The following is an 18,621-nucleotide window of genomic DNA, read 5'->3' as shown; positions in this document are numbered from 1 at the left end:
ATCCGGACCCGCACATGACTGCCGACGCAGAGCCCAAGGTCGAGCCGCAGGACCTCGTCGACCCCGTAATGGTGGCGGCGTTCGAGGGCTGGAATGACGCGGGAGACGCCGCCAGCACGGCAATCGAGCATTTGCAGCTCACTTGGGACGCGACGCCGCTGCTCGAGATCGACCCGGACGACTACTACGATTTCCAGGTGACGAGACCCACAGTCCGCATGGTGGAAGGGGTCACTCGTCGGGTGGAATGGCCGACGACACGCCTGTACGTGTGCCGTCCGCCGGGGTCCAACCGGGACGTGGTGCTCGTGCACGGCATCGAGCCGAACATGCGCTGGCGCAAGTTCTGCGCCGAGCTGCTGCAGCACGTCGACGACCTCGGGGTGAGCACCGTGGTGACCCTCGGCGCGCTCCTCGCCGACACACCGCACACCCGGCCGGTCCCCGTGACCGGCACGGCCTACGACGCCAACTCGGCCGCCCAGTTCGGCCTCGAACGGTCTCGCTACGAGGGCCCGACCGGCATCGTCGGGGTGTTGCAGGACGCGTGTGTGCAGGTGGGAGTGCCCGCGATCTCGATCTGGGCGGCGGTTCCGCACTACGTGTCGCAGCCGCCCTCGCCCAAGGCCACGCTGGCGCTGCTGCACCGGGTCGAGGAGGTCCTCGACGTGGAGGTGCCTCTGGGCACGCTGCCGGAGCAGGCCGAGGAGTGGCAGCGGACCGTCAGCGAGATGGCCGAGGAGGACGAGGACGTCCGCAACTACGTCCGGGCGCTGGAGGAACGCGGCGACGCCGAGAACACCCTGAACGAGACCAGCGGCGACGCGATCGCCGCGGAGTTCGAGCGCTACCTGCGCAGGCGCAGGCCGGGCGGTTCGGGACGAGGCAGCTCGGGGCCTGGGCCGACCGGGGTGTGACCCCTCGCGGGCCGGGTGGCGGCGGACCGATTGGGGTCCGCCGCGCCTGGGACGGTCAGGCGGGATCCGTGGGCACCAAAGGCGTTCCGGGCACGCCAAGTGGTCGCAAAGCAGCCGACCTCGGCCGACTCCATCGCTCCATATCGGACAAAACGGGCCGTCCTCGCTGCGTCGCCGATGGGGTGCGGGTTCGCGTCGGAAAGGCCGGCGGCTCACGGTGACCGGACGAGTGCGCGCGGCGGCGCTCTACGCGGGCGGCTTTCTCGGTCCGTTCGCGGGAGCGGTGCCGACCGCGATGTTCCCCGAGCTGGGGCGCGAGTTCGGGGTGGCCGACCACACCGCCTCCCTCTCGCTCACCGCCTACCTCATCCCGTTCGCGGCGCTGATGCTGTTCTCCGGGACGCTCGGCGCCCGGTGGGGCGCCTGCCGCAGTGTGCGGGTCGCCTACCTGGTCTATGTGGTCGCTTCCGCGGCCTGCGTGTTCGCCGGGTCGTTCGAGCTCTTCCTGGTGGCGCGGGCGGTCCAGGGCGGGGCCAACGCGTTCACCACTCCCCTGCTGCTCGCCGCCATCGGCGAGGTCACGCCCCGCGCGCGGCTCGGGCGGGCGCTCGGGCTGTTCGGCGCGCTGCAGGCGGCAGGGACGACAAGCGCGCCGCTGCTCGGCGGGCTGGCGGCCGAAGTGGACTGGGCGTGGGCGTTCGTCGTGGTCGGGGCCACCGCGGGGGTGTTGGCGGTGGTGGGGCTGCCGTCGTCGCTACGCGGACCGTCCGGTGAGTCGCACCGGCTGCGGTCGGTGTGGCGGGCGGACGTTCTGCGGCCCGCCGCGGTGGCGCTCGTGGGCTGGGCGTGCCTGGGCGGGATGGCGTTCATGGTGGCGCTGCGGGCGGTGGACGAGTTCGGCCTGGGCGCCGCGCAGCGTGGCGCGCTGTTGACCGGTTTCGGGGTGTTCGGGCTGCTCAGCGCGCACGCGGTGGGGCGGTCGATCGACCGGCTCGGGCCACGGCGGGCGATCGCGCTCGGGGCGGCGGCGGGCGCGGTGCCGGTGGTGCTGGTCGGGGTGGTGCCGTGGATCCCCATGATGGCGGCCGTGTGGGCGCTGGCCGGGATGACGACCCAGTTCGTCCAGGTGGGACTCAACACCCTGATCCTGTCAGACCCCGGGCCGAACCGGGCGGGCGCGCTGTCGGTGGTGCTTGCGTTCCGCTTCTTCGGCGGCGCGGCGGCCCCGCCCGCGTTCACCCCGATCTACCAGGCCGATCCGGTCGCGGGGTTCGCCATCCCGGCCGCGCTGCTGGTGCTCGTGGTTCCGGTCGCGATGCGCCGCCCACATCAGGCTCACCGAAACACTCTTTAGGGGAATTGTTGATCCCGCATGACCTGGCCTTTCCGGCCGCTCGTCGGCGCCGGTGAACTGGACCTTTTCCTCGGCCTGGCCTACTTGCTTGTTCGACCACGAACTGGCCGACGACCTCGCGGCGGGCCAGGCGCGGGCCCGAGTGGATGTGGGTCGCGCTGCGCGGCGACCGAGTACTCGCGGAGAGTGGGGTGCCGCGGGCCCGGGCTGCTACCGATGTGTGGAATGTTCCGATGGCTCGGGCGTTTGAGCGGGCTGGGTATGTGAACTTCGAGCGGGCGCTTCATATGACCTGGTCGTAGGCCCTTGTCCGCGCCGGCTTCCGCTGGTGGTGCCCGTTCGGGATCGGCCCCTTCGATTCGGGGGTGTTTGAGATGCTCGGGGGGCTCGTTCGTAGCAGCCGGTGGCGAGGCGTGGCGGGCCCACGCGGGGTGGGCCCGCCACGGTCAGAGTGCGATTCCCAGTAGGGCGTCGATCGCGGTCTTCGCCTCGGCGGGGGCGTTGTCCTCGGTACCCTCGCCCAGTCGGGTCCGCTCCGCCCACGCGTCGATCGCGGCGATCGCGGCGGGGGTGTCCAGGTCGTTGGACAGGTGTTCGCGGATTTCGGCGATCAGGGGGGCCACGTCGACGCTCGTGGCCGCGTTGACCGCCTCCCGCCAGCGGGACATGCGGGCGATGGCCTCGTCGAGGACGTTCTGGGTCCAGGTGCGGTCTTCGCGGTAGTGGCCGGAGAGCAGGCCCAGCCGCACCGCCATCATGTCGACGTTGTCGGCGCGCAGTCTGGAGACGAACACCAAGTTCCCGCGGGACTTCGACATCTTCTCCCCGTCCAGGCCGATCATCGCGGCGTGGGCGTAGTGCTGGGCGAAGGGATGCCTGCCGGTCAGGCCCTCCGCGTGGGCCGCGCTGAACTCGTGGTGGGGGAAGATCAGGTCCGACCCGCCGCCCTGCAGGTCGAAACCCATGCCCAGGCGGTTGAGGGCGATGGCGCTGCACTCGATGTGCCAGCCGGGCCTGCCTGCGCCCAGTTCGCTGTCCCAGCTCGGCTCGCCGGGACGGGCGACGCGCCACAGGAGGGCGTCCAGGGGGTGGCGCTTGCCCTTGCGGTCCGGGTCGCCGCCGCGTTCGGCGAAGTACTTGGCCATGGTGGCCTCGTCGTAGCGGGACTCCGCGCCGAACTGGCCGCTGGACTGGTGGTCGAAGTAGATGTCCGGATACTCCGGGTCGTCGGCGTGGTAGGCGGCGCCGTTGGCGAGGAGCTTGGCCACGGCCTCGACGACCTCGGGGATGGACTCGACGGCCCCGATGTACTCGCGCGGCGGCAGCACCCGCAGCGCGGTCATGTCCTCGCGGAACAGCGCCGTCTCCCGCATCCCCAGCACGACCCAGTCGTCCTGGTCACGTTCGGCGCGCTCCAGTAGCGGGTCGTCGATGTCGGTGACGTTCTGGACGTAGTGCACCTGGTGGCCGTTGTCCAGCCACACGCGGTGGACCAGGTCGAACGCGAGGTAGGTCGCCGCGTGCCCGAGGTGCGTGGCGTCGTACGGGGTGATCCCGCAGACGTACATGGTCGCGGTCGGCCCCGGGGTGGTCAGGCGGATCTCGCCCGCGCTGGTGTCATGGAGCCGAAGCGGGCGCGGCGTGCCGGGCACCCGCGGCACCGGATGGGATTGCCAGGTCTGCATGACTCCGACATTAATCGCACCTACTTCGGCGACCGGGTGAATTCAGTGTGTGGGCGGCCCATGCGACCAATTGTGTGACCTCCGTTACATATCCTGGTAGTGGGCCGATCACATAAGCAGGTGGGAGCACGCTGGGAGAGGGGCCGCAACCATGACGGAGCCGCAGGACACACAACATGGCGGGACGACCGGGCGCTATCTGGTGCTGATGGAGGACCACGCGGTCGACGCGGGGACGCGCCAGATGGGCGACGTGGCGGGAATCCGCGCCGCCAGCAACGCCGACACCGAGGACGCGGAAGTCGACTTCCAGGACACCGACGGGCTGGTGCTGCGCGAACTCGGCATCGCCGTCGTCAACGCCGACCCAGACCAACTGGCCGCGCTGGACCGCGCGGTGCACGAGCCGGGCCCGCTGTCGCTGGTGGAGCCCGAGCGGCGGGTGTACGCGATCAGCGCACTGCCCGCCGACGAGCCACTCGCTGTCGACGAGAGCCAGTTCACCTGGGGCATGCAGGCGGTGCGCGCGCAGCTGAGCCAGGCGACCGGCGAGGGCATCCGGGTGGCCGTGCTGGACACCGGTTTTGACGTCAACCATCCCGACTTCGCCGGGCGCTCGGTCACGACCAGCTCGTTCATCCAGGGCGAGGACGTGCAGGACGGCCACGGTCACGGCACGCACTGCATCGGCACCGCCTGCGGCCCACGCGACCCGGCGCAGAAGCCCGGCTACGGCATGGCCTACAAGTCGGAGATCTTCGCGGGCAAGGTGCTGAGCAACCGCGGGTCCGGCACCGACGGCGGCATCCTCGCCGGCATCGCATGGGCGATCACCAACGGCTGCCCGATCGTGTCGATGTCGCTGGGCGCGGCCACGCGCCCGGGCGACCCGTACTCCCGCACCTACGAGAGCGCCGCCAACCGCGCGATGGCCCAGGGCACGCTGATCATCGCGGCCGCGGGCAACGAGTCGCGGCGGCAGAACGGCCGGATCAACCCGGTCGGGCACCCGGCGAACTGCCCGTCGATCATGGCGGTCGGCGCGGTGGACGTGAACATGGCGATGGCGTGGTTCTCGTGCGGCACGGTCGACGAGATCGGCCAGGTCGACATCGTCGGACCGGGCGTGGACGTCTACTCGTCGTGGCCCGCTCCGCTGGGGCACAACAGGATCAGCGGCACCAGCATGGCCACCCCGCACGTCGCGGGCATCGCGGCGCTCATCGCGCAGGCGACCGGGGCGCGGGCGTGGGAACTGTGGGCGCGGCTCTCGCAGATCGCGCGTAGGCTGCCATTGCCGTCGACCGACGTGGGATCGGGGTTGGTGCAGGCGCCATGAACGATATCGATGAACCGCTCGAGCGGGTGATGGTGACCCTCGACGACGCGGGCCTGTCCCGGGTCGACGAGGTCGTCGCCGAGCTACGCCAGGCCGGGATGGAAGTCGAGGAGGTCATCGCGCCGGTGGGCACCATCACCGGCTCGGTGCCGCCCGAATCCCTCGACGCCGTGCAGGGCGTGCCCGGTGTCGACTTCGTAGAGGCGCAGATCGCGGCGTTCCAGATCCCCGACCCGGACGAGGACCTTCAGTAGGCGCGCTTTGGGGCGTCCGCGGGGGCGAACTCGGGCAGGTCCTTGTGGGCACCCGCGCGGACGGCCTGCCGGATCTGCTCGATGTTCTCGCGCAGCATGTCGGAGATCAGCTCGTCAGTGCGCGGGTCGGCGAGCATCTCCAAGACAACCCGCAGGGTGGCGTCGGTGACCGAGCCGACGATCTCGTCGTGGAACGGCAGCACCCGCAGCCTGCCGACCTGCCGGTCGTGCTTGAGCTTCTCCAGCACCATCTCCCGGATCTCCACCCGGTTCTCCTCCAGCGCCCCCGCGACGTTGCGGGCGTAGTGCCCGGTGCGCAGGACGGAGACGACCTCTTCGAGCACGGCGACGGTGAGCGGTTTCTTCACCACGTCGATGAGCAGGCCGCCGAAACGCCCCATGGCCCGGTGGGCCAGTTCCTCGCTGACCGAGCGGTCCACCGGCATGTGCAGCCGGGTCAGGATCACCGCGATCCGCCACACCCGCAGCAACCGGAACACGCGGAACGCCAGGTGCGAGACCGGGATCATGCCGATCACGTCGTACCAGTTCAGCCGCAGGAAACGCCGGGTGAAGCCCGCTGACCGCCACCGCCAGACGAACTCCACGGCGAACACCCCGCACAGCGCCCAATCGATCCGGGTGATCAGGGTGGCGACGTCGGGGGCGGGCTTCCAGAACGTCCGGTAGGTCAGCAGGCCGACGGCGAACAGTGCCAGCAGCAGCATCAGCCAGTCGTCCGGACTGACCCGATGCTTCTTGGGCGACGCCGCCAGTGAGATGACCATGGAGATAAACATGTCATGGCGGACGGGAGCTGACCACCTAGGTCCTAGTGGCCCGCCCGGGAACGTTGACCGGGTCTCGACGAGCCACTAGCGGTACTCCGGGTTGTGGAAGTCGAAGCGGGCGCCCGCGTCCCACTTGGTGCGCTGGTTGCCCTGCGCGGGGAAGCCACCCGCGTCACGGAGCATCCGGGCCAGGTGCATGAGGTTCCACGTCATGAAGGTGGTGTTGCGGTTGGTGAAGTCGTTCTCCGGGCCACCCGACCCCTTGTCCAAATAGGAGGGTCCAGGCCCCGCCTCGCCGATCCAGCCCGCGTCGGCCTGCGGCGGGATCGCGTAGCCGATGTGCTGCAGGCTGTAGAGGATGTTCTGCGAACAGTGCTTGATCCCGTCCTCGTTGCCGGTGATCAGAGCGCCTGCGACCCGCCCGTAGTAGGCGTACTGGCCCACGTCGTTGAGGACACCGGAGAGGGCGTAGAGGCGCTCGATCACCCGTTTGGTGACCGAGCTGTTGTCACCGAGCCAGATCGGCCCGGCGATGACCAGGATGTCGGCGGCCATCACCCGCTCAGTGAGCGCGGGCCACTCGTCGCTCTCCCAGCCGTGCTCGGTCATGTCCGGGTAGACCCCGGTGGCGATGTCGTGGTCGACCGCCCGGAACTGGTCGACCGTCACCCCGTTGGTGGACATGATCCCGGCGCTGGCGTCGACCAGGCCCTGGGTGTGGCTCAGCTCGGGTGACCGCTTGAGAGTGCAGTTGATGTACAGGGCGCGCAGGCCGTCGAAGTCCGTCACCGGTGTCTCTCTCCTTCACGTCGACGCCTCAGTGTCGCGGCCGGTGCCATGCCTCGCCGCTCGAGCTTCCCGCGAGTACCCTTTCGCAGTGCCTGGCGGGACGGGCAACTCGCGTGCGCCCGTCGCGTCCTGGGAGACAGGACAACGCCCCGCATGAACCGGCCCGGAGGACGTGACAACCGAATGACCGCACCCGGTTTCGCACACGAGGCACTCGTGTACCGCGATGAGGCCGGCTACCTCGAAGGCACCAGCGCCTTCCTGCGCGCCGGGGTCGCCGCGGGTGAGGTGGTGTTCGCGCTGGTCCGACCGGGTGCGATCGAAGCCCTGCGAGACGCCCTCGACGGCGACGCCGACCGCGTGCGGTTCCTCGACATGACCGAGGTCGGGCGCAACCCGGCCCGCATCATCCCGACCCTGCGCGCCCTGATCGACCAGGCGGGCAACCGGCCCGCGCGGGCGGTCACCGAGCACACCTGGCCGGGCCGCACCGAAGAGGAGACCGCGGAGACCCGGCTGCACGAGGCACTGGTCAACATCGCTTTCGAGAACACCGACCTGCGCCTGCTGTGCCCCACCCACCCGGCGTTCCTGGCCGACGCCGAACACAGCCACCCGGTCCTCGTCGAGGGCGCCCTGCGCAGGCAGAGCGACCGGTTCGACCCGAAACTCGCCGACACCGAGTTCGCCGCCGAACTCCCCGCCCCCGAGACGGTCTCCGACGTCGCCCACTTCAACCTCGACGACCTGCCGGAGCTGCGGGATCTGGTCACCATCCGAGCCAGCGGCTTCGGGCTGCCGCGTGCCCGGGCGTTGGACCTGACGCTGGCGACGAACGAGATCGTCACGAACAGCATCTGCCATGGCGGCGAACGCGGGACGCTGCGGGTGTGGGACGAACAGGACGCCGTGGTGTGCGAGGTCAGCGACGGCGGGCAGATCACGGACCCGCTGGTGGGACGGATCGTGCCGACGCCTTCGGTGCCTGGTGGGCGTGGGGTGTGGCTGGCGAATCAGCTTTGTGATCTGGTTCGGATCCGGTCTACGGCTGTGGGGACTGTTGTGCGGTTGCACATGGCGAAGTCACGCGTTTGAGGGCTTGGGCTGCCGGGCTGGCTTGATCTTGTGGTGCCTGTCCTGTTCCGCCCCTTTTGCGATAGGGGTGGGTTGGGCAGATCAATCGGCGCGGCGGATCCAGCGGCCGCCCGAGTGCTGAACTCGCGACTGGCGCAGCGTCTCCAAATAGTCGGCGATATTCGAAAGCGCCTTGGGTGACTGCCACAATGCCGTCACCTTCGGGTCGTCCACTCCCCTGGCCGCCTCGATTCGGCTTCGGGCGGGACGATGCAGCTGTCGCTTTGTCAGGGCGAAAGCGGCGGGCGGAATTCGGGACAGGGCCGTCGCGCGGGTCAGAGCCCGGTCGAGGAGGTCGTCCGGGCTCACCACCTCATCGATCAAGCCCACCGACAGCGCGGTCTGGGCATCGAGCACCGCGCCGGTGTTGATCAGGCGTTGGGCGTGGTGGCCGACGGCGTGGCGGATGATTTCCAGTGCCGCCACCGGGAACGGGACGCCGACCAGCAGTTCGGTGAGCCCTATCCGGCCGGCTGACATGATCCGGTAGTCGGCTGCGGCGGCGATGACGCATCCTCCGGCTATCGCTGCCCCGCCGACGGCGGCGATGACTGGGCGGGGGCAGTCGAAGATGGCCAAGAACGCCTTGCTGAGTGCGGGCAGGAAATCGGCGACGTAGTTCGCGCCGCCCTCCACGACGCGGCGCAGGTCTACGCCCGCGCTGAAGGCCTGGCCCGCGCCGGTGATGATCAGGCCGTCGGCCACCAGACTGCTGACGGTGCGGCTGATGGCCTCGCACAGTTGCAGGTCGAGTGCGTTGACCTTGCCGTGGTCGAGCCGCAGGACAGCTAGGTCGCCGTGCGCTTCGACGGTGATCATGGCCCCTTCCCGGCACCCAGCCGGACCGCCGGGTCTCCGAGAACAATGTAATTCCGCGCGTCGTTGTTGGCCGTCCAGAGCGCGGCCAGGGTCTCGTCGTCGATCTTGCGGCCGAGTCTGCGCAGGGCGTCGAGACGGGTGACCAGTTCGGTCGCGATAGCCGCATAGCGCTGGTTGAGGTATTCCATGGCCGCGCCGAGACGCCGGCCTGCCAGGAGTGCGCGCAGGGTGCTGGCCATGGTGCCGATCTGCGGGTCGACGCCCTTCCACAGGAACGAGCAGCTCCACACCCGGTCCACGTGCCCGACGAACCCGAGCACCCCGGCCGCCAGCAGCCGCTGCGGCAGCCGTGCGACGAACGCCTGACCCGCGTCGTGCCCGCGGGGGAAGTCCGCGGCGCCGGGCGTCCCGGCGCCGTAGCAGGCGAAGGAGAACACGACGTCCGGTGTCGGCGTCCCGGTGACGTCGGCGCCGGCGAAGTACTGGTCTGCGGTCAACGGTATCGCCGCCATCGGGCCGGGCCAGTCCTGACAGAGCAGGGCGCCCTGGATCTCACGCATCTCCGGCTTGGCCGAGCCGATGCCGTGCGAGGCGGTGAACAGCACCCGGGCCGCGTGCGGCTCCGCGAGCAGCGTCGACAGCCGGGCCTTGGTGGCCTGCTCCGCGACGTCGACCCCCACGGTGACGCCGTGCCCGGTCAGTTCCGCGCGCAGCGGCTCGATCAGCTTCGACGTGCTCAGCGTGGTGGCCCGGTCGTCGGGATTCCGAACGCCGAAAAGGTGGATGCCCGGCGAGTCGAGGGCCGCCCCTTCGGCCGCCACAGCGGCCGCGGCGTAGCGGGCGTAGTCGTCGAGGGTGTCGAAGTGCAGCCTGCCCACCGCGTACTGCACGTCGAGTTGGTACTGCAGGCTGAACGGCAGCTCCGCCGGGTCGCCCGCCAGGAGCAGGTAGTACGGCACCCTCGTGGGCTCGGCGGGACCGGGACCGGCGCCGTAGCGGCGCAGGAACGCGGCGTCGTCCTCCCCTGGTTCCACGACCAGCTCCCGGTAGAGTGCGCCCGCCTGGGTGCGGCGCAGGTCCAGCAGCGGCCGCAGCGCGTCGAGCGCCGGGCTCGCCGGGGTGGTGACCACCGCCCAGCCGACCGACGCCAGGTCCTGCGGGTCGAACCCGTACTGGGTGCCGAACGTCGGCTCCCGCGCCTGGTCGCGCTTGCGCAACGCGCGGACGTGCCGCTCCGGTGGGCTCTCGCCGCGGGCGAGTGCCGCCAAGTCCTCGACGGTCTCCGGCGCGAACATGTACCCGCCGGTGTCCGCGTCGACGCCGTTGACCGGCAGCTCGGTCATCTGGATCTCCCGTCGATTTGCAGGCGTTCATGCCGAGGCGGAATTGGGAACCGGTGCGCCGGCACGGCCGGGATATGCGCTGACATGTCGGACTCAGTCGGAGCGCCCAGGTTGGTCGAGCAGGCTCGGCAGTCGACCGAGGCGCGTGGGGCGAGCCCGTGGTTGGCCTCCGGTTCGGCGATCGTGCGGCAGCAGGCGCCGCGGGACCACGCATGCTGTGACCGCACGGGGAGGCCCACCGTCGGGTGGGCCCGAGAACCGTGAACCTCAACGTGACCTCCCCCTCCTGCGGTAGTCGCTGTCGGAATCCCCCGCTCGGGCTGGGGGGAGGGTGTCAAGTCAGCACCACCAGCAGCACCGTGAGCACCACGATCACCACCGCCTCGGCCGCGGCCAGCAGCGCGAGTCGGCTGGTGGCGCCACGCGCGCTCGCCAGCCCGGCCTCGTCGAACGAGCGGAGCAGGAACTCACGTTCCACGTCGGCCAACCCGGTCGCCGCGGGCCGCGGGGCCAGCCTCAGGGCGTCGCCGGTGAGCAGGAACGCGCTCTGCCGGTGGTTGCGGTGCCAGTCGTAAGCCGCCACCTGCCAGGGCTCGAGGGTGGCGTGCCGCCACGCCTGGTTCGCGTCGATGACCGCGGTGATCAGCCGGTCGTGCGCCAGTTCGTACCACGTCGTGCCCGCACGGGTGTCCGCGCGGATCAGGTACGCGTCCTCCAAGGCGTCGAGTACCCGCACCCCGAGCTCACCCGGCACCGGCGGGTCGGTCGTCTGCGCCCGGAACCTGCGGGCGGTGATCAGCTCGTCCTCGAACCACTCACGCACCGCCCGCTGGTCGACCCCCAGTTCGCGTTCCAGCTCCGCCAAGGCGTTGCCGTAGTAGCGGCTCAGCGCCCGGTCGATGTCGACGCGCTCGACGTCACCCATGCCGATCTCGTCGAAGTTCTCGCACTGCGCGGCGGTGATCCGCCACAGCGTGCGGCACACGACCTGCAGCTGAAACGGCTCCACATAAGGGGATCGCAGCCAGTGGTCGGACCCGTCCGGGCGGTCGACCCTGGCCCGGGCGAGCCGGTCGACCAGCTTCTCCGCCGCGCCATCCACAAAGGACACCCGTTGCTCGGCGGCGGGCCTGCGCACGGCTGCGAGCGCTTCGTCGTGGTCGAGGAAGTCGAGCCGGAACCGGGCCCGCAGCCTGCCGGGCAGGAACCGCAGATACCGGTCCAGTCCGCCCATGTAGTCCTCGCGCACCGCCAACAGCGCGAACAGCGTGCCGTCCGATAGCGCCGCGCCGAGCTGGCGGAAGAACTCCTCCGTGGCGTCGCGGTCGGTCGGGTCCAGGGTGAGGATCTCCTCGAGCTGGTCGATCACCAGCACGCGGGCGGTGCCCTCGAGCAGCGGCGGCTCCAGGCGCTCGACGATCTCCCCGACGGTGAGGTCGTCAAGCCCTGGTGTCTCCGCGCCGAGCAGGTCCACGCCGATGCTGTGCACATACCGATTGCCGCGCGCGGGAGCCGGTTTGTCGACCCGCGCGGGCGTGGTCGGCAGGAAGCCGTCGGAGCGCAGCATCCGCGCGACGGCGGCCTGGATCAGCGACGTCTTGCCCGCGCCGGACGGCGCGTGCAGCAGCACGATCCGCTCGGCGATGACCAGGTCGGCGAGTTCGCGGGCCACGTGCTGACGGTTGGGCAGGTGCTCGTCGCGGCGGAACGCGCGCGGCCCGACGTACGGGTTCTCGGCGGGCAGCACGATCGGCGCGGTGTCGGCGCTCATGGCCCGCCGTCCCCGGCGTTGGCGCGCAGCTCGCGGAGGAAGTCCTTGGTGGCCGACCAGAACAGGCTGACCCGGTCCTCTCCGAAGTACGACTCCAGGTACCGCTGCGCGGCCTCGGGTTCGATGGTCTGGCTCTCCGGGCGCACCTGGACTCCGACGTGGGTGTTGGCGCGCAGCCGGGAGCTGCCGCCGAAGCTCTTGATCCCCTGGAACACCACCCGGAAGTCCCAGTCGTCGAGCCGGTATCCCAGGAACATCAGGGAGTTCTTCATCAGCGACGCCGACACCGCGGGTGGGATCGACGGCCGCTGCTCGATCCACGCGGTGAGCCACTCGAAGTGGTCGTCCTCGGTCAGCACGACGGAGTCGGGATTGTCGAGCCTGCCGAACAGGTGGTAGACCCACGGCTTCGCGACGGTCGGCGGTTCCAGCGTGTGCGGGTCGACCTGCTCGACCGTGTCGTTCCACGGGAAGCACAGCGTGACCGGGTCCTTGGGCTGCTCGTTCGCCCGCAGCGCCTGCTGCAGCAGGTCGGTCCACCCGGTGGTGACGTAGACCTTCACGGGCAGCGCCGCGGCCGCCCGGTAGGGCTCGTCCGGGTCGCGCTCGCGCAGCAGCCTGCCGAGTTCCAGGATCACCGGCTCGGGGTCGTTGCCTTCGAGGAGGTGCTGCGGGACCTCGGCGATCAGGTCGTGCTTGCCCGCCCGGCGGCGCTTCTCGCGCAGGTCGCTCATCAGGTAGTCCATGAGGAAGGCGCGGACCTCGCCGGGTGAGCGGCCGACCCGCAGGTACTGGGCGACCTGGGCGAAGTTGCCCTTCCCGGACGGCGCGATCGGCATCTGCCAGCGGCGCGCCCAGCGGCGGGCGATCTCCACCCGCGACCCGACGATGCCGTCGGCGAACCCCGGACCCAGGACCGGGGTGAACCGGCCGGTGCGCATCATCAGCGCCAGCGAACTCCACGTCTCGCCGCCGACCTCGGTGCGGTAGTAGGTGCGCCCGGATCGCAGCCGGGAGAACAGCACCGGCACCCACCAGTCGGGCCGGTCCCGGACCGCGGCCCGGGCGATGGCGACGGCCCGGTCGACCACGCCGTCGTCGGCGAACTCGGCGAAGAACTTCTGCGCGAAGGTCTGCGCGGTGGTGATGGTGACATCGCCCTGCATCGCGATGACCGCGGCGATCCCGGCGCCCGCCAGGCGTGGCCCGAGCCCCGCGAGGGCGCCACCGTCGTCGGACGCGGTCCCGGCGCCCGCCGAGCGGCACGACATGAGGACCGCCAGCATCGGCTTGGTCTCCAGGTGCTGGAACGCCTCGACGAGCCTGCGCGCGTCGACCGGGTCGGCCCTGCCGTCGGCGGCCTCGAGGAACAGCAGCGGCACGTCCTCGGTGAGGGCGCCGTGGGCGACCAGGTAGAGCACGTCGATCGGGTCGTCTCGGTCCTGCAGGCGGGCGGTGATCGCGGCCAGGGTCGCGGTGCCGCCCCCGCCGATGACCTCGGTGCGGTACCCCTTGAGCGCGTCGCGGGCCCGGTCGCGTTCGCCGATCAGGTCGACCGGCGCGAGTTCGCGCCCGCCCGGGGCGTACTCCCCCACGTCGTCCGGCGCGGCCACCACGACGAGCGCGACCTGCTCGCTCGCCTTGCGCACCGGGATCGGGCGCCAGTCGGCGCTGGACAGGTACCGGGAGAACAGCACGGTCGAGTCGGTGGCGATCGGGTGGTTCGACATCGGGTCCCGCAGCAGCTCCCACCGGACCGAGTGGAATCTCGACGGACCGTCCACGTGCAACCGGACGTGCACCGCCGCGGTGTGCGCGGCGGCCATCGCCTTCTCGTAGAAGCGGGCGATCTCGGTGTTCCCGAAGACCATCCGGGTCAGCGCCTCGGCGTAGGCGTCGTCGTCGTCGATCAGGTCGGCGAGCCCGGGCAGGTCGATCCGCAGCAGATCGGCCGGGTGCTCCGGCCAGTCCACTGTGTCCACGCCGGTGTACCGCAGGCTCACGTCGAACGCGTCCTGCTCCGTGTCGTACACCAGGCCGAATTCGAGGTCGGCATATTCGCCCGCCACGCCGGTCACCTCCGTCCTACATGGCAGAGGCGCGGACCAAGGCTCCAGATACGCGTTCTTCAGATTCACCCTCTTGTGGTGAATGCACAAGAGGCCGACGGAGTGTGTTTTGGCCGGTCAGCCGCTATGGGATGAGCTGCTGGACGGCCTTGAGAACGCGTTTGTCGGAAATGGGGCCCGCGGTGCCGAGCATCTGCGCGAAGTAGCTGACCCGCAGTTCCTCGATCATCCACTGCACCTCGCGCGCCTTAGCGGAGTCGCGGGCCGCGGGGCGGAGCTGGTTGAGCGCCTCGTGGTAGGCGTCTTCGAGGTCCTGAACCTGATGCATCCAGGAGGTATCGCGGTCCGGGCGCTCGGGAAGCTTGTCCAGCCTGCGTTCGATCCCCCGCAGGTAGCGCTCCACATCGGACAACCGGGACAGTCCGGTGGCGGTGATGAAGCCGGGGTAGATCAGCCCGTTGAGCTGCTCGCGGATGTCGGCCAGGGCCTCGACGAAGATCGGGCCGGACGTGCGGTCCAGCCGGGCCCGCACGTCGGTCCAGGCCATGACGACCTTGCGGGCCGCGTCGAGCACGTCGAGGGTGGCGCCGATCAGGCCGACGCGGACGTGCTCGCGCAGCTTCTCGAAGCCCGCCACGTCCCAGGCCGGGCCGCCGCCGGAGGCGATCAGGTGGTCGGCGGCGCAGTCGACGCAGTCGGCGAGCAGGGCAGGGACGCCGCCGTGCGGGTTGTGCGACAGGGCGAGTTTCGCCTGGTTGGACAGGGTGCGCACGACCTGCTTGACCGGCGAGGGCACGCCCAGCAGCACCAGCCGCCGGGTGCCCAGCCACATCGCGTGCCGCTGGTCGGTCTCGGTGTCGAGCATCCGCACCGCGACGGTGTCGCCCTCGTCGACCAGCGCCGGGTAGGCGGTGACGACCAGGCCGTTCTGCTCGGTGCGCTGGACCTTGGGCAGGGTGCCGATCGTCCAGGCGGTCAGCCCGCGCCGCTCCAGGTCGACCGACGCGGCCGCGAGGGACTGGCGAAGCTTGGACTTGAGCTGGTCCTTCAAGGCGATGAGGTCTTTGCCCGTGGCGAGAGTCTTCTCGCCGTCGACGACCTGGAACGTGGTCCGCAGGTGCGCGGGGACGGCGTCGATCTGCCAGGCGTCACGGGGAATGACCACCCCGGTCAGCTTGCGCAGCTCGCGGCCCACCGCCTCGGGCAGCGACTCCTCCTCGGCGCCGAGGCGGGCGACGACGGCCTTGGCGAAGTCCGGGACGGGGACGAAGTTGCGGCGCAGCGGCTTGGGCAGCGACCGGATCAGCGCGGTCACGATCTCCTCGCGCAGACCCGGGACCTGCAAGGAGAAGCCGTCGCCATGGAGCTGGTTGAGGACCGCGATCGGAACCTTCGCGGTGACACCGTCGTCGTTGCGGCCCGGCTCGAAGCGGTAGGTCAGTGGGAGCGCGAGGCCGTGCTGCCGCAGCGTGTCCGGGAAGTCCTGCTCGTTGATGTCCTTGGCCGAATCGTTGACCAGCATGGACTTCGAGTAGTTCAGCAGGTCCGGCTGCTCGTGCCGGGTCTTCTTCCACCAGGTGTCGAAGTGCCGTCCGGAGACGACCTCGGCGGGGATTCGCTGGTCGTAGAAGGCGAACAGCGTCTCCTCGTCCACCATGATGTCGCGGCGGCGGGCCCGGTGTTCGAGCTCCTCCACCTCGGCGAGCAGCTTGCGGTTGTCGTGGAAGAAGTGGTGCCGGGTCTGCCAGTCGCCCTCGACCAGGGCGTTGCGGATGAACAGGTCCCGCGACATCTCCGGGTCGATCCGGCCGTACTGGACCTTGCGGGACACCACGATCGGCAGCCCGAACAGAGTGACCTTCTCCATCGCCACGACCGAGCCCTGCTTGGCTTCCCAGTGCGGCTCGCTGTAGGTGCGCTTCACGAGGTGCTCGGCCATCGGCTCGACCCACTCCGGCTCGATGCGCGCCGCGATACGGCCCCACAGCCGGGAGGTCTCCACCAGCTCGGCGGCCATCACCCAGCGCGGCGGCTTCTTCGCCAGCGTCGAACCGGGGAAGATCGCGAAGCGGGCGTTGCGCGCGCCGACGTAGTCCTTGCCGTCCTTCGCCGCCGGGTCGCGGAAACCGATGTGGGACAACAGACCTGACAACAGTGCCATGTGGACGTTGCGCGGCTCGGCCCTGGTGTCGTTCGGCGTGATGCCAAGCTGGCGCACGACCTGGCGCAGCTGGCTGTGGATGTCCTGCCACTCGCGCACCCGCAGGTAGTTCAGGAACTCCGCCTTGCACAGCCTGCGGAACCGGTTGCCCGACATGTCCTTCTGCTGCTCGCGCAGGTAGTCCCACAGCGCGAGGTAAGTCATGAAGTCGGAGTCCGGGTCGGCGAAACGGGCATGCATCTGCTGCGCGGCCTGCTGCTTCTCCTGTGGACGCTCGCGCGGGTCCTGAATGGACAGCGCGGCGGCGATGACCATGACCTCGCTGACACAGCCCGCCTTGTCCGCCTCGATCACCATGCGGGCCAGCCGCGGATCGACCGGGAGCTGGGCGAGCTTGCGGCCCAGCGGGGTCAGCTTCTTGCGGGTGTCGGTCTCGGTCGGGTTGATCGCGCCGAGTTCGTGCAGCAGGTTGACACCGTCGGCGATGTGGCGCTTGTCCGGCGGCTCGATGAACGGGAAGTCCGCCATCTCGCCAAGGTCGGCCGCGCTCATCTGCAGGATGACCGAGGCCAGGTTGGTGCGCAGGATCTCCGGATCGGTGAACTCCGGGCGGGCGAGAAAGTCGTCCTCGCTGAACAGGCGGACGCAGATGCCGTCGCTGGTGCGGCCGCAGCGGCCCTTGCGCTGGTTCGCCGAGGCCTGCGACACCGGCTCGATCGGCAGCCGCTGCACCTTGAGCCGGTTGCTGTAGCGGGAGATGCGGGCGGTGCCCGGGTCGACGACGTACTTGATGCCCGGCACGGTCAGGGAGGTCTCCGCGACGTTGGTCGCGAGCACCACCCGGCGGTTGGAGTGCTGCTGGAACACCCGGTGCTGCTCGGCGCTCGACAGCCGGGCGTAGAGCGGGAGGATCTCGGTGTCGCGCAGGTTCCTGGCGGCCAGCGCGTCGGCGGTGTCGCGGATCTCCCGCTCGCCGGAGAGGAACACCAGGATGTCGCCCGGGCCCTCCGCGCACAGCTCGTCGACGGCGTCGAGGATGCCCTGGGTCTGGTCGCGGTCCGGGTCGGCGTCGGGGTCCTCGGGGTCGACCAGCGGGCGGTAGCGGACCTCGACCGGGAAGGTGCGGCCGGAGACCTCGATGATCGGGGCGTCGCCGAAGTGCCGGGAGAACCGCTCCGGGTCGATCGTCGCCGAGGTGATGATCACCTTGAGATCGGGGCGCTTGGGCAGCAGCCGGGAGAGATAGCCCAGCAGGAAGTCGATGTTGAGGCTGCGCTCGTGCGCTTCGTCGATGATCAGGGTGTCGTACTGGCTGAGGTTCCGGTCGTTCTGGATCTCGGCCAGCAGGATGCCGTCGGTCATGACCTTGACCAGGGTGCGCTCGCCGACCTGGTCGGTGAACCGGACCTTCCAGCCGATGCTCTCCCCCAGCGGCGTCCCCACCTCCTCGGCGACCCGCTCGGCCACGGTGCGCGCGGCGAGCCTGCGGGGCTGGGTGTGACCGACCATGCCGGTGATACCGCGGCCTAGCTCGAGGCAGATCTTGGGCAGCTGCGTCGTCTTGCCGGACCCGGTCTCGCCGGCGACGATCACGACCTGGTGGTCCCGGATGGCTTCGAGGATGTCGGCCCGCCGCCGGCTGATCGGCAGTTCCTCGGGATATTTCAGCTTCGGCACCGAAGCCCGCCGCGCCACCACCCGCCGCGCGGCGGTCTCGATCTCCGCGCCGACCTTGGCCAACAGCGCCTGGCGCTTCTTCTCGTCGCGCATGCCGCGGAGCCCGTCGAGCCTGCGCCCCAGTCGGTGCTGGTCGCGCACCATCAGCTCGGGCAGGCGCTCACGCAGGTCGGAGAGAGAAACGGCGGTGGTCATCGAGACACAAGCCTAGGCAATGGCGCGAGCGGGTTTCACCCGGTTATCCGAACGCCCCCGCCGGACCCGGCCCGACTGGTTCGATGGCGAGGGTGAAATCGCGAATTTCCCGTACCCATCTCGGATTGGCGGCCGCCGCGCTGTCGACCATCGGCATGCTGACAGTTCCGGCAGCGAGGACGGCCGCGCAGGCGGCGGCCACCACGACGCTCACCTTCGTCGCGCACCCGGCGACCTGTTGTCCATGAACCCGGACATCGCCGTCGACGTCCAGGCCGGATACAACGTCTAGGTGTACTGACCCGTGAGGTTGGGGACGCGGC

Annotated in this window: 13 protein-coding genes; 5 read left to right on the top strand and 8 right to left on the bottom strand. The window is 70.2% G+C overall.

The features are described 5' to 3' along the window. Nucleotides 1-14: 14 nt before the first annotated feature. Nucleotides 15-917, top strand: coding sequence for a PAC2 family protein (locus GPZ80_RS25880; RefSeq protein WP_187223698.1), 903 nt, complete (start codon nt 15-17; stop codon nt 915-917). 217 nt (nt 918-1,134) lie between these two features. Further along, a complete protein-coding gene (locus GPZ80_RS25875) occupies nt 1,135-2,271 on the top strand; it encodes an MFS transporter (RefSeq protein WP_187223697.1) in 1,137 nt (378 codons plus the stop codon). A 446-nt stretch (nt 2,272-2,717) separates the two neighbouring features. Here the strand turns inward: GPZ80_RS25875 and mshC are convergent, their stop codons facing one another. Further along, nucleotides 2,718-3,956 carry a cysteine--1-D-myo-inosityl 2-amino-2-deoxy-alpha-D-glucopyranoside ligase gene (gene mshC / locus GPZ80_RS25870; protein ID WP_187223696.1) on the bottom strand — a complete coding sequence of 413 codons (1,239 nt, stop codon included), beginning with the start codon at nt 3,954-3,956 and terminating at the stop codon, nt 2,718-2,720. A gap of 151 nt (nt 3,957-4,107) precedes the next feature. Here mshC and GPZ80_RS25865 point away from each other — a divergent pair, with 151 nt between their 5' ends. Both GPZ80_RS25865 and GPZ80_RS25860 read left to right on the top strand, forming a co-directional pair. Continuing rightward, complete coding sequence (locus tag GPZ80_RS25865) at nt 4,108-5,295, top strand: S8 family peptidase (protein WP_187223695.1); 1,188 nt, start codon at nt 4,108-4,110, stop codon at nt 5,293-5,295. Continuing rightward, nucleotides 5,292-5,549: a hypothetical protein gene (locus GPZ80_RS25860; RefSeq protein WP_187223694.1), complete on the top strand. Its 258-nt coding sequence runs from the start codon at nt 5,292-5,294 to the stop codon at nt 5,547-5,549. Before GPZ80_RS25865 ends, GPZ80_RS25860 begins: the two co-directional genes overlap by 4 nt. Here GPZ80_RS25860 and GPZ80_RS25855 read toward each other — a convergent pair. Both GPZ80_RS25855 and GPZ80_RS25850 read right to left on the bottom strand, forming a co-directional pair. Then, nucleotides 5,543-6,337 (bottom strand): ion transporter, encoded by a 795-nt coding sequence (locus GPZ80_RS25855; protein ID WP_187223693.1) that lies wholly within the window; start codon nt 6,335-6,337, stop codon nt 5,543-5,545. The two genes, GPZ80_RS25860 and GPZ80_RS25855, sit on opposite strands and share 7 nt — an antisense overlap. A gap of 87 nt (nt 6,338-6,424) precedes the next feature. Then, complete coding sequence (locus GPZ80_RS25850; RefSeq protein ID WP_187223692.1) at nt 6,425-7,129, bottom strand: flavodoxin family protein; 705 nt, start codon at nt 7,127-7,129, stop codon at nt 6,425-6,427. A gap of 183 nt (nt 7,130-7,312) precedes the next feature. Between GPZ80_RS25850 and GPZ80_RS25845 the strand changes: the two genes are divergently transcribed. After that, the gene (locus GPZ80_RS25845) at nt 7,313-8,224 is read left to right on the top strand and encodes an anti-sigma factor RsbA family regulatory protein (protein WP_187223691.1); all 912 of its coding nucleotides are present in this window, start codon (nt 7,313-7,315) and stop codon (nt 8,222-8,224) included. Nucleotides 8,225-8,305: 81 nt separating this feature from the next. On the opposite strand, the gene GPZ80_RS25840 is transcribed toward GPZ80_RS25845, so the two are convergent. The 5 genes from GPZ80_RS25840 to hrpA form a co-directional block, all read right to left on the bottom strand. Then, nucleotides 8,306-9,082, bottom strand: coding sequence for an enoyl-CoA hydratase/isomerase family protein (locus GPZ80_RS25840; RefSeq protein WP_187223690.1), 777 nt, complete (start codon nt 9,080-9,082; stop codon nt 8,306-8,308). After that, nucleotides 9,079-10,425, bottom strand: coding sequence for a hypothetical protein (locus tag GPZ80_RS25835; RefSeq protein ID WP_187223689.1), 1,347 nt, complete (start codon nt 10,423-10,425; stop codon nt 9,079-9,081). The genes GPZ80_RS25840 and GPZ80_RS25835 overlap by 4 nt, the downstream gene beginning before the upstream one ends. Before the next feature lie 334 nt (nt 10,426-10,759). Beyond that, nucleotides 10,760-12,196 (bottom strand): nSTAND1 domain-containing NTPase, encoded by a 1,437-nt coding sequence (locus tag GPZ80_RS25830; RefSeq protein ID WP_246477488.1) that lies wholly within the window; start codon nt 12,194-12,196, stop codon nt 10,760-10,762. After that, nucleotides 12,193-14,265, bottom strand: coding sequence for a CHAT domain-containing protein (locus tag GPZ80_RS25825; protein ID WP_312880578.1), 2,073 nt, complete (start codon nt 14,263-14,265; stop codon nt 12,193-12,195). The genes GPZ80_RS25830 and GPZ80_RS25825 overlap by 4 nt, the downstream gene beginning before the upstream one ends. A 124-nt stretch (nt 14,266-14,389) precedes the next feature. Then, the gene (hrpA, locus tag GPZ80_RS25820) at nt 14,390-18,298 is read right to left on the bottom strand and encodes an ATP-dependent RNA helicase HrpA (RefSeq protein WP_187223688.1); all 3,909 of its coding nucleotides are present in this window, start codon (nt 18,296-18,298) and stop codon (nt 14,390-14,392) included. Nucleotides 18,299-18,621 lie beyond the last annotated feature (323 nt).

This window comes from Actinokineospora xionganensis, from assembly GCF_014323725.1.
Lineage (GTDB): Bacteria > Actinomycetota > Actinomycetes > Mycobacteriales > Pseudonocardiaceae > Actinokineospora > Actinokineospora xionganensis.
Note: the sequence above shows the minus strand (reverse complement) of the source record. Positions and strands in the feature narration are given on the sequence as shown.

Coding starts and splice junctions, on each gene's coding strand:
- GPZ80_RS25880 (WP_187223698.1), top strand. CDS start 15: ATGACTGCCGACGCAGAGCCCAAGGTCGAGCCGCAGGACCTCGTCGAC.
- mshC (WP_187223696.1), bottom strand. CDS start 3,956: ATGCAGACCTGGCAATCCCATCCGGTGCCGCGGGTGCCCGGCACGCCG.
- GPZ80_RS25865 (WP_187223695.1), top strand. CDS start 4,108: ATGACGGAGCCGCAGGACACACAACATGGCGGGACGACCGGGCGCTAT.
- GPZ80_RS25860 (WP_187223694.1), top strand. CDS start 5,292: ATGAACGATATCGATGAACCGCTCGAGCGGGTGATGGTGACCCTCGAC.
- GPZ80_RS25855 (WP_187223693.1), bottom strand. CDS start 6,337: ATGGTCATCTCACTGGCGGCGTCGCCCAAGAAGCATCGGGTCAGTCCG.
- GPZ80_RS25845 (WP_187223691.1), top strand. CDS start 7,313: ATGACCGCACCCGGTTTCGCACACGAGGCACTCGTGTACCGCGATGAG.
- GPZ80_RS25840 (WP_187223690.1), bottom strand. CDS start 9,082: ATGATCACCGTCGAAGCGCACGGCGACCTAGCTGTCCTGCGGCTCGAC.
- GPZ80_RS25835 (WP_187223689.1), bottom strand. CDS start 10,425: ATGACCGAGCTGCCGGTCAACGGCGTCGACGCGGACACCGGCGGGTAC.
- GPZ80_RS25830 (WP_246477488.1), bottom strand. CDS start 12,196: ATGAGCGCCGACACCGCGCCGATCGTGCTGCCCGCCGAGAACCCGTAC.
- hrpA (WP_187223688.1), bottom strand. CDS start 18,298: ATGACCACCGCCGTTTCTCTCTCCGACCTGCGTGAGCGCCTGCCCGAG.